10 protein-coding genes and 1 pseudogene are annotated in these 10,134 nt (G+C 59.6%); 9 read left to right on the top strand and 2 right to left on the bottom strand.

Going from position 1 to position 10,134, the window contains the following annotated elements:
- Nucleotides 1–792: 792 nt before the first annotated feature.
- Nucleotides 793–1,461 (bottom strand): FCD domain-containing protein, encoded by a 669-nt coding sequence (locus EN859_RS34840; RefSeq protein WP_127857119.1) that lies wholly within the window; start codon nt 1,459–1,461, stop codon nt 793–795.
- A 103-nt stretch (nt 1,462–1,564) separates the two neighbouring features.
- On the opposite strand from EN859_RS34840, the gene EN859_RS34835 reads away from it, so the two are divergent.
- The 9 genes and pseudogenes from EN859_RS34835 (at nt 1,565) to EN859_RS34795 (ending at nt 8,806) form a co-directional block, all read left to right on the top strand.
- A complete protein-coding gene (locus EN859_RS34835; protein WP_127857120.1) occupies nt 1,565–3,073 on the top strand; it encodes an NAD-dependent succinate-semialdehyde dehydrogenase in 1,509 nt (502 codons plus the stop codon).
- Between the two features lie 41 nt (nt 3,074–3,114).
- Nucleotides 3,115–3,301, top strand: a pseudogene (locus tag EN859_RS39995) (aspartate aminotransferase family protein); the annotation flags it as partial.
- 55 nt (nt 3,302–3,356) lie between these two features.
- Nucleotides 3,357–4,133, top strand: a complete 777-nt coding sequence (locus EN859_RS34825; RefSeq protein ID WP_189502459.1) for an amino acid ABC transporter ATP-binding protein — start codon at nt 3,357–3,359, stop codon at nt 4,131–4,133.
- 34 nt (nt 4,134–4,167) lie between these two features.
- Entirely contained in the window at nt 4,168–4,986 is an 819-nt protein-coding gene (locus EN859_RS34820; RefSeq protein WP_127857121.1) for a transporter substrate-binding domain-containing protein, read from the top strand.
- Between the two features lie 58 nt (nt 4,987–5,044).
- The gene (locus tag EN859_RS34815; protein ID WP_127857122.1) at nt 5,045–5,758 is read left to right on the top strand and encodes an ABC transporter permease subunit; all 714 of its coding nucleotides are present in this window, start codon (nt 5,045–5,047) and stop codon (nt 5,756–5,758) included.
- A 1-nt stretch (nt 5,759) separates the two neighbouring features.
- Nucleotides 5,760–6,452, top strand: a complete 693-nt coding sequence (locus tag EN859_RS34810) for an ABC transporter permease subunit (protein WP_127857123.1) — start codon at nt 5,760–5,762, stop codon at nt 6,450–6,452.
- An 11-nt stretch (nt 6,453–6,463) separates the two neighbouring features.
- Nucleotides 6,464–6,817 (top strand): cupin domain-containing protein, encoded by a 354-nt coding sequence (locus EN859_RS34805; RefSeq protein ID WP_127857124.1) that lies wholly within the window; start codon nt 6,464–6,466, stop codon nt 6,815–6,817.
- Nucleotides 6,818–6,856: 39 nt separating this feature from the next.
- Nucleotides 6,857–8,191, top strand: coding sequence for an FAD-binding oxidoreductase (locus EN859_RS34800; protein WP_127857125.1), 1,335 nt, complete (start codon nt 6,857–6,859; stop codon nt 8,189–8,191).
- A 333-nt stretch (nt 8,192–8,524) separates the two neighbouring features.
- Nucleotides 8,525–8,806: a hypothetical protein gene (locus tag EN859_RS34795; RefSeq protein ID WP_245525865.1), complete on the top strand. Its 282-nt coding sequence runs from the start codon at nt 8,525–8,527 to the stop codon at nt 8,804–8,806.
- A 444-nt stretch (nt 8,807–9,250) separates the two neighbouring features.
- Here EN859_RS34795 and EN859_RS34790 read toward each other — a convergent pair.
- A partial coding sequence (locus EN859_RS34790) for a transposase (RefSeq protein WP_135913577.1) occupies nt 9,251–10,134 on the bottom strand: 884 nt, incomplete at its 5' end.

Here is a 10,134-nt window from a genome sequence, read left to right as displayed (position 1 = left end):
CGACAAGGGCGCCCAACTCGAACTCACAGGCAGGCAGGTAGGCCTGCAAGTCAACGCCGATCTCAGCGGTATGAGCATCACGGTGAAGTAAGGGCCGTCACTCCGTTCGTCATTCCTTGGATGGGCCTGGATTGGCTAAATTTTGCGATTGGGAACTTCCAAGAAAGCCACCCAGGGAGTGCCGTTCGACCGCAGAATCGAGCGCCTAGGCTTTAGCGGGGCTAGGAGACCGGCAGAATCGCAGTCGGTGCTCTTCAGCAACTGGTGCGGTGCACTATGAAGCCGGCCCGTCCCCAATCCGTGGGAGGCCCGGCCCACTTGCGGAGGTTGGTCGCGCACATGAACGGATGGCAGCTTGCGGGATCGGCAAACATCACCCTAAACGGCGACAATGCGGCGGACGTAGCGGGATTTGGCCGAAGCCTACCCTTCCGCTTTCGGGACGAAGTTACCGACAAGCGGCCAATCCGCTGACATCATAGCGGACGTCCAGCAAGGTACTGCACTTCCCAAAAGCCGACATCGACGCCGGCGGTCGCTAGCTGGCCATTCCAGCGGTGTGCTGGCCCAACGAGACATTCGTGTGTGAAGCAGCAGTGCGCCGCTTGGCCGAACGCCACATTTCCTTCCAAGTTTCAACCCGCCACGTCCCACCGACTGGTCGATAGCGCGGTCGGCGCCGAGGTTGCATCGGCAGCTTTGAGAGGCGCATTTTCAGCGCTCGTCGTCGTAGACTGTCTTGTCGAAGCCAGTGAATATATTCGACTTTAAAAATTCGTTCGGTCCACGGTTTCATGCATGCAGACCAAGGATGTTCGCCCTCGCTTCCATGATATGGTTGTACATACTTAGCTCCGCCCCTACGCTGTCCCGGTCCTTGATGGCGGCTAGAATTTCTCGATGCTTGGTGATGTATCCCCTCATTCTGTCCGGTGTGAGTGATTGCTCTTTCATCCGACCCCAAAGGTTTCCGGCCCGCACCTCATGGATTACTTCGTACAGTGACGAAAGAAGACCGTTTCTTGCCGCCTCGACGACGATGCGGTGAAAGACGGCATCCCACTTTTCGAACTCGACAAGCGTCTCGGCGGCACTCCCCTTGTCGATCGATTTTTGGAGTTCATCGATCTCCTGCGGCGTCGCTCTGAGCGCGGCCAATCCGGCGACTTTTGGCTCGATGATCAAACGCGTCTCGAACACTTCTGCTGGATAGGTGCGGACCGCGTCGCCCGCGCTGCCTGGCGGACGGCGCAGTGCCGTTGACGTGACTCCGCTGCCTGCGATGAAGGTGCCCCTTCCCACGTGCCTTGTCAGGCGCCCCTCGTTCTCGAGCGAAGCGAGCATCCTCCGCAACGCGGTGCGAGGCAGGCCAAGCTTTAGCGCCAAATCGCGCTCGGGTGGCAGGCGGTCGCCTGGCTCCAATCCCTCCGCCTCGATGAAATCCTTCAGTACGACGCTCATCATCCTTCCTTGAAACTTTTTTCGCAACCAATTTGATCTATATTGACACCAATATCAAGACCAATTCTAAGTTGATCGCAGGTTTTAACCTAATTGGTTGCGAATGGTGTCCTACGTGAAGCCAAATCCAGTACAGCAGACTTACGCGGAATCCCAGAGTGACGCGGTCGCCGTCGCGGGCAAAGCGCGGACGCAACTCTTCATCGGCGGGCGGTGGCTGTATGCGAAAAACGCACTCGCCTTCGACGTAGTCGATCCTTCGACGGCCCGGCTCATTGCAACAGTCGCCGACGGCGACGTCGCGGATGCGATCGCCGCGATAGACGCTGCCGCTGCTGCCGCTGAGCCTTGGAAGGCGACATCGCCGCGCTGTCGCTCGGACATGCTGATGAGGTGCTTTCATCTTATGACCGAGCGCTCGGATTGGTTGGCAAGGCTCATCTCCGTCGAGAATGGCAAAGCTCTGGCCGATGCTCGGTCCGAAGTGGCATATGCTGTGGAATTCTTCCGCTGGTACGCTGAAGAAGCCGTCAGGCCTCGAGGAGAGTTTGGTCTCGCCCCATCGGGAGCGAACCAGATCATCGTAAACCAAGAGCCGATTGGTATCACGGTGTTGGTAACGCCCTGGAACTTTCCGGCGGCCATGGCGACCCGCAAGATTGCTCCCGCCCTGGCGGCTGGATGCACTTGTATCCTGAAACCCGCGGCGGAAACACCGCTCACCGCGCTGGCGATCGGCGAAATCATGGCCGAAGCAGGCGTTCCGGGCGGCGTCGTCAACGTCCTGACGAGCCGGAAAGCCGGGCCCGTCGTCAACGCCCTGCTCCATGACAAGCGGGTCAGGAAGCTTTCCTTCACCGGTTCGACCGGCGTCGGCCGAATTCTCCTCAAGGAGGCGGCTGACCAAGTCGTCAGCTGCTCCATGGAACTCGGCGGGAACGCACCGTTCATCGTGTTCGATGACGCCGACCTCGACGTCGCTGTAGCGGGCGCGATGGTCGCTAAGATGCGCAATGGCGGAGAGGCATGCACCGCTGCGAACCGCTTCTATGTCCAGCGTGGTATTCTGGAGGACTTCACCCAGCGCCTCGGCGAGGAGATGGCGGGGCTCAAGGTCGGTCCAGGCCTGGACCCGGAGACCCAGTTGGGCCCTTTGATCACCAAAGCCGCCATGAGCAAGGTCGCCAGTCTGGTCGAAGATGCCGTCGCCAAGGGAGCGCGCGTCGTGACCGGCGGCTCCCGGTACGACGGTGATGGCTTCTTTTATCCGCCTACCGTGCTTGCGGACGTCCCCGCCGACGCAGCTCTCCTGAACGAGGAAATCTTCGGTCCGGTCGCGCCGATCGTCGCCTTCGATACGGAAGACGAAGTTGTCCGGATGGCGAACGACACCGAATATGGACTGGTGTCCTATGTGTTCAGCCGCGACCTGAAACGGGCGCTCGCCGTTGCCGGTCGGATCGAGAGCGGCATGGTCGGCATCAACCGTGGCGTCGTTTCCGACGCGGCCGCTCCATTCGGCGGCATGAAGCAGAGCGGCTTGGGCCGTGAGGGCAGCCACCACGGCATGCTCGAATATCTGGAGACAAAATACATCGCGGCTGGCTGGTAACCAGCGGATCGCAAAGCAGATCGGCTCCGCAATTGACGGCGGCCCTGAAGGTCTGGGGCCGGATCTCTCAGGCGGCGCGCGACCGCAAATCTTATTGCCCGTGCCATGCCGCATGGAGACATTCTAGGGTTTGCGCCGCCCCTCGTTATGACGGAGTCCGAAATTGATGAGATGGTCTCGATCGCCAAGGCGGCCGTAAACGAGGTCGCGCAAACGATCGAAGGCTAAAGACGCCGAGCAACGGTGAGTAGTGGAAACGGCACGCATGGAAGACGCTTTGACAATGTCCCCTGTTCTGAAAGTTCACGAACTTCGCAAAGCCTTTGGCGCGATCAGCGTTCTCAATGGGGTGAGCTTCCAGATGCGGCAGGGCGAGGTCACTTCCCTCGTTGGCTCTTCCGGCTCAGGAAAGAGCACCGCGCTACGATGCATTAATTTCCTGGAGACCCCGAGCTCGGGCGAGATTGAGGTGATGGGCGACGCGATTTCCGCCGTGCAGAACGAACGTCACGAAACGGAAATCGTCAACGCGGCCAATATCAGAGTTTTTCGCCGCCGCATCGGCATGGTGTTTCAGAGCTTCAATTTGTGGCCCCATCGGACCGTGCTCGGAAATGTAACCGAAGCACTGATCTACGTGCTGCGGAAGGACAAGCGGGAAGCGGAAGAAACAGCGCTTTCCGCGCTCTCGAAGGTGGGCATGGCCGACTTTAGCCACCGATATCCAAGCCAGCTTTCGGGCGGCCAGCAGCAGCGCGTGGCAATCGCGCGTGTCCTAGCGATGCGGCCCAAACTGATGCTTTTTGATGAACCAACCTCCGCGCTTGATCCCGAACTGGTCGGCGAGGTCTTGAAGGTCATCAGAACGCTTGCCGGCGAGGGCGCGACCATTCTCCTCGTCACGCATGAAATGAGGTTCGCACGAGAGGTGTCGAACCGAATGATATTCCTGCACAAAGGTACCGTTGAGCAGGATGCCGTGCCGGAAGAACTGTTTTGCAATCCCGCCTCCGAGGCGGTGAATCGGTTCCTTTCCAGCGTTATCTCAACCGCCGCCTGATGGCGGCAACCAAAAAGCAAAAAGGGGAAATTGCATGCGCACTAAGAACACACTTCGCTCAGTTTTGGTATCCTGCCTTGTCCTGACGGCGGCGATGGGGTTCGCACGGGCCGACGATGGCGTTTTGCGCGTCGGCACCGAAGGCGATGCGCCGCAATTCAGCATGGCCGATGCCAACGGCAACGTCACCGGGTTCGACGCCGATATCGCGAACGGCATCTGCGCCGAACTTAAGGTTAAGTGCAAATTCGTGGTTCAGACGTTCAGTTCGCTGGTTCCGTCGATGGACAAAGATCGCTTCGACATAATCATCTCGGGTCTTGGCATCACCGACGAGAGAATGAAAAAGATCGACTACTCCATTCCATACGCAACCACGCCCCAGTATTTTGTGGTTCCCAAGGACTCTCCTCTCGTCGGGCTGAAGAGCCTTCCGGAAATTGAAAAGGCGCTGGCAGGAAAGACCATAGGTGTAGTGAACGGCACCACCTACGCAAAGTTCATCAAGAAACATATTCCGACCGCAGACTTGAAGACCTACGACGCCACTACCCAGCAGAATTCCGATCTTGGGACAGGCCGGCTCGACGCCGCCTTTGGCGATTCCCCGACCTGGGTTGACTTTCTCGGCTCCCCGGACGGAGCCAACTTTGCCCGCATCGACGTCAAGGTCACCGGGGCCGACGATCACGAAGCACTAGGTTATGGTATGGGGGTCGGCCTGCGCAAGAGCAATACCGAGCTCAAAGCCAAGCTGGACGCCGCGCTCTGCGACATGATCAACAACGGCAAGGTAAAGGCGGCCTCGGAAAACTGGTTCAAGGACGACTACACCATCCCGTGCAAGAAGTGATCATTCAACAGTCAACAGATCGTCGCGGCAATGCCGCGACGATCCCAGGATGTTTTTCATGTTGAACGATATCTGGGTGCTGATGGTGGAGAAGGGCTGGACCCTTGCACTGCTGCGCGGCGCCGGCGTTACGATCCTGATTGGTGTTCTTGGCGTGGTCATAGGGCTGGCGGCGGCAATACCGCTTGCCATTCTTCGTTGGCGCCGACTGCCCGTCCTGTCTCAGCTTGTCGATGCCTACAGCATCGTTATTCGCGGCGTTCCGGGGCTGCTGGTCATCTATCTCCTGTTTTTCGGCTCGGTCGATTGGGTGCAGAAAATCGCCTCCGCATTCGGCTATGCCGACAGCGCCGAAAACGCCTATCCATTCATTGTCGGCATCATCGCAATCGCCGCCATCTCATGCGCGTACTCGGTAGAAGTCATACGAGGCGCACTGCAGGCCGTTCCCGTCGGCCTGCTGGAAGCGGCTCGATCGCTTTCGTTGTCGCCACGTTTAACCTTTTTTCGGGTGACGCTGCCACTCGCCCTCAGGCTGGCGCTGGGGGGGATCAACAACGTATGGCAGATGACAATCAAGGATACGTCGCTCGTATCCGTCGTCGGCATGCAGGAATTGATGCGCACAGCAGCAATCGCCGCAGGCATCACGCGTTCACCGCTTCTGTTCTATTGCCTGGCGGCAGCTATGTTCTTTGCCATGACCGCTGTGAGCCAAATTCTGTTCAACCGCGCTGAAAAATACTTCAATCGTGGCTTCAGTAGGGGTTAAAATGGATTTGAGCATCATCACATATGCAGTTCCATTTCTCCTCGTCGGCGCGAAGACAACCCTGCTGATTGCACTTTTCGGGGTCGGCCTTGGATTACCGTTCGGCATTCTGCTGGCAACAGCCCGGACATCTCAGGTCGGCACGATCCGGAGATGCGCCGATTTCTATTGCGCAGTGTTCAGGGGCACCCCGATGCTCGTGCAGATATTCGTCATTTATTACGGCTTCGCTCAGATAGGTTTCATACGCCATAACGCGATCCTCTGGTGGCTGATCGGCGACAGTCTGCATGCTGCCGTCCTCGCCGTCATTCTCAACACGGGTGCTTATACGGCGGAAATTTTCCGCACTGCTCTCCTCTCGCTGCCGCGTGGGCTCATCGAGGCGGCGGAGGCTTGCGGCATGTCCCCGTGGGTGATCTTCCAGCGTATCAAGTTCCCCCTGGCGCTGCGGCAGGCCTTGCCTTCCTATAGCACTGAGGTCGCCGTTATCGTCAAGGAATCGAGCCTAGCCTCCACCATCACGGTGCTTGAAATCACCGGCCATGCCAAACGGCTGATGAGCGAGACATTCGCCATCATGGAAATCTTCGTCATCACCGCTGTCTTTTATCTCGTGATCAACGTCGTCTGTCTGACTGCTCTGAATGTCATCGAAAGACGCCTGTCTTTCGAGCCGCATTTCGCACGCTGAAAGGATCCCCCATGTCAAAGCTTACCTTTGTCGACCAGAAGAATCTCCCCGAACCCAGGAGAGGGGTACCACTGCCGGAACGACGCGTGGAAGGCGATCCCCGTTTTCTGACTTGGGATATCGCGCAAACCGCCGATGGCCAGGTGCAGGCCGGAGTATGGGAGGTCACTCCTGGCGCCTACCGTTCCGTCAAGGGCGAGACCTTCGAATTCTGCTACATCCTTTCGGGGGTTTCGGAACTCATTGAGGACGGGTTCGAGCCACGTCGAATCGCAGCAGGCGATGCTTTCGTCATGCATCCCGGATTCACGGGCGTCTGGCGGGTGATCGAAACGACGCGAAAGCTCTGGGTCTCCCGCGATTGAGCGGAATACGCCCGAGCTGATTGAACCAAGATGCACACCATGAGTATCGAAGATTCCGCGCGCCAATTCAAATCCGTGCCGTATTGGTGGGACGACTGCGCTTTTGCTCCCTTGCCGGTGCGGCCGGTGGTCCCTCGATGCGACGTCGCCATCGTCGGGGGCGGCTATGCGGGCCTGTCCGCAGCCATTGAGCTTGCGAGGGCCGGGCGCAGCGTTCAGCTTTTCGACCGGCTACCGATAGGACAAGCCGCATCCAGCCGCAACGGCGGCATGGCGAGCGGCAGCATAAGGCCGGGCCGCAAACAATTGATCCGGAGATTTGGAGAAGCTCGCGCCAACGGCATCTTGATGGAGGGAAAGGCTGCGCGAGAGGATCTTTGGAGCTTTCTTGAAGAGGAGAAGGTGGAGTGCGACTTTTTCCTATCTGGCCTTTTTGATGGAGCGATAAATCAACACGAATGTGACGAATTGAGCCGCTACGCCGAGCTATTGCAACGTTTTCTCGGGATTGAGGCGTATTCAGTAGCCTGCGCAGAAGTATCGCGATACATCGGAACCGACTTCTACGCTGGTGGTTTCGTGCGCATGGATATTGGTGGGCTTCACCCCGCCAAGCTGCTTTCCGGCATCCTGCGAGTCGTCCGGGCGACAGATGCGGTCATCCATGAGAACACCGCGGTGCTGGGGACCATTGCTGAAGTGGGGGGGATGCGTGTCGCCACGTCGCGCGGCGAGGTGTTTGCGAAGAAGGTGCTGGTATGCACCAACGCCTATACTGACCGCTTCGATCCCTGGCTTCGCCGTCGTCTCGTGCCGGTGCGCAGCCGCATCGTCGCCACTGAACCATTGGGTGACGGAGCTATGGAACGCCTGATGCCGAAGCGGATGATGTACGGCGACACGAGGCAGCTCAGCTACTACTACCGTCCATCGCCAGACGGCTCGCGCATTCTCTTTGGCGGGCGCGACGGCACGATGGAAGGCGACCCGCTTGCCCCCACCACACACCTGCGCTCCGAACTTGGCCGCATATTCCCCGAACTGGCGGGTATTGGTCTTACGCATAGCTGGTTCGGCCAGGTTGCGATGAACCGAGACATGATTCCACGCATGTTTACTTTGGGAGATACGGTCTACGCTACCGGCTTCTGCGGCTCCGGCGTGGTTTGGGCGCGCTGGCTCGGCAAGAAGGCAGCCTTCAAACTTCTTGGCGAGACGGAGAAGGCGCGATCGGCCTTCGACTTCGATCCAGCGCCGAAGGCAGTGCCCTTCTACCGCGGCAGGCCGTGGTTCATCCCGATCGTCTATTCGCTCTACGAGTGGAGGGACAAGCGCGCAATGTCCCGACGGAATGGAAGGGAAGGGCGGTCATGACCTTTCTTTTCCCTGTGATCGCGTCATGGACCATCTGAATTCGGACGGCCGACATGGGGCGCACGGCGGACCTGCCCGATGTTTCGTGCGCGAACCCCTGAGAGCGAGCGCCGCCATTAACCATCGATTAACTATCCCGTCGCCTTTAATTCAATTTTGCAACATACTGATTTCGGTAGCGAGGCTGCTCAAGGAAACTGGAACAAGAGGGTAATTCTCCTGTTCGCGCACCTGCCACTTTCACTCACGACAGTCGAAATTGAAAAAGGAAGCGACGGAATACCGTCGTCCCATCGGGAGGCGCCAGCATCATGTTTGATGAGGAGCGCCAGTATGAATATCGAAGATGCAGTTACGGCAGTGACGTTAGAAGCGAGCGCGCTCATGTCTTGCCTTGGCCAGCCAGTTGTCGCCTACCACGTCACGGAAATCATGAGAGAGACAGACCTGGCACACGCCCGCGAGATGCAGCTCGCGCTGGTGCGACGAGGCATCGAGGCTCTTGTCGATGACGGACTGGAAGGCGTCGCCGCCGAACATTTTGCATCCCAGTTCGAGGGCCGCATCGGCTTGACCTGGAGACTCATGCACGCGTCCGACGGCGCGGCGCATTGATCAAGACCAGAGCGGTCTTGGTCAAGCTCTGGCAAGGCAGCTTCGCGGCGCAAAGCTGCCTGTGGCCTGTGCATTAGCGATGTCCGCTTCTGTGATGGGTTTCGGATGCCGGCCCTCTACTGAGATGGCGTGGCTCCGAGGCCGGCGTCCGGAAGCCTCCAGGGAAGGAACCCGCGGGGTGGAGATCTCGGTTTCGAGTCTATGGGGATTTGACGGTTCGGCTTGGTCCGTTGTGACCGCACCGATTGGCTTGGTGGGTGGGCAGGCGTAGCTCGACGGGCTGGCGATGGCTGTGCGCATTGCGATGCGGCCCTTGAAGAGCGGGCGGTTTCGGCGCTGCAGATGGTGCGGGACATGCGATCGGCCGGAGACGCACGATCGCCTCGGGCCGCCGACGACCAGAGTCCTCGGCGGGTATGCAGAGCGATGAAGAGCGGTTTGTGGTCATGGCGCCCTCGTCCATGGCGGCGCGCGGGCGCGGTCGCCGCCGCGTTCGAAGGTCTCGATGACGATCATCTTGCCGCCGCAGCATGGACATGGCGGCCGCCAGTCCGATGGCGTGGCGGCATCGGCGCCCGTTCCGTTGCATTCGGCCTTGGGCTGCGGCGCGGCGAGAAGTTCGCGAGCGCGCGCGATGTTGGCCTTGGCGTGCGCACTGGCGAGCAGCCCATAGTGGCGGATGCGATGGAAGCCTTTGGGTAGCACGTGGAGCAGGAATCGGCGGATGAACTCGCCCGCTTCCAGTGTCATGGTCCGGTAGCGCTCGCTGCCATTGCGGCGGTAGTCCTTGACGCGGAATGTGACGCCCGCCTCGTCGAGCGCGATTAACCGGCTGTTGGAGATGGCGACGCGGTGGGTATAGCGCGACAGGTAGGCCAGCACCGCCTCGGGTCCGGCGAAGGGCGGCTTGGCGTAGACGAACCAGTTCTTCTTCTTGAGCGGTGCCAGGAAGGCAGCAAAGGCGCGCTCGTCGCCGAGGCCAGCATTGTCGCCGAAGAACCTCAGCCGGCCGGCGGCATGGGCCTCAGTGAGCTTCGACAGGAAGAGCCGTCGGAACAACTTCGACAGCACGCGCACGGGCAGGAAGAAGCCGGGCCGGCAGGACACCCAGCGCGTGCCGTCGAGCGCGATGCCGCCACCCGGCACGATCATGTGGACATGCGGATGATGGGTCATCGCCGAGCCCCACGTATGCAGCACCGCGGTGATGCCGATGCGGGCGCCGAGGTGCTTTGGATCGGCGGCGATGGTGAGCAGTGCCTCGGAGGCGGCGCGGAACAACAGGTCGTAGATCACCGCCTTGTTGGGATAGGCGATGGCGGCGATCT

Origin of the sequence: Mesorhizobium sp. M00.F.Ca.ET.216.01.1.1 (genome assembly GCF_004010325.2) — a bacterium.
GTDB lineage: Bacteria > Pseudomonadota > Alphaproteobacteria > Rhizobiales > Rhizobiaceae > Mesorhizobium.
Note: the sequence above shows the minus strand (reverse complement) of the source record. Positions and strands in the feature narration are given on the sequence as shown.

What these genes read in the sequence shown, in the direction of transcription:
- EN859_RS34840 (WP_127857119.1), bottom strand. Translation starts at nt 1,461, where the DNA reads ATGAGCGTCGTACTGAAGGATTTCATCGAGGCGGAGGGATTGGAGCCA.
- EN859_RS34835 (WP_127857120.1), top strand. Translation starts at nt 1,565, where the DNA reads ATGGTGTCCTACGTGAAGCCAAATCCAGTACAGCAGACTTACGCGGAA.
- EN859_RS34825 (WP_189502459.1), top strand. Translation starts at nt 3,357, where the DNA reads ATGTCCCCTGTTCTGAAAGTTCACGAACTTCGCAAAGCCTTTGGCGCG.
- EN859_RS34820 (WP_127857121.1), top strand. Translation starts at nt 4,168, where the DNA reads ATGCGCACTAAGAACACACTTCGCTCAGTTTTGGTATCCTGCCTTGTC.
- EN859_RS34815 (WP_127857122.1), top strand. Translation starts at nt 5,045, where the DNA reads ATGTTGAACGATATCTGGGTGCTGATGGTGGAGAAGGGCTGGACCCTT.
- EN859_RS34810 (WP_127857123.1), top strand. Translation starts at nt 5,760, where the DNA reads ATGGATTTGAGCATCATCACATATGCAGTTCCATTTCTCCTCGTCGGC.
- EN859_RS34805 (WP_127857124.1), top strand. Translation starts at nt 6,464, where the DNA reads ATGTCAAAGCTTACCTTTGTCGACCAGAAGAATCTCCCCGAACCCAGG.
- EN859_RS34800 (WP_127857125.1), top strand. Translation starts at nt 6,857, where the DNA reads ATGAGTATCGAAGATTCCGCGCGCCAATTCAAATCCGTGCCGTATTGG.
- EN859_RS34795 (WP_245525865.1), top strand. Translation starts at nt 8,525, where the DNA reads ATGAATATCGAAGATGCAGTTACGGCAGTGACGTTAGAAGCGAGCGCG.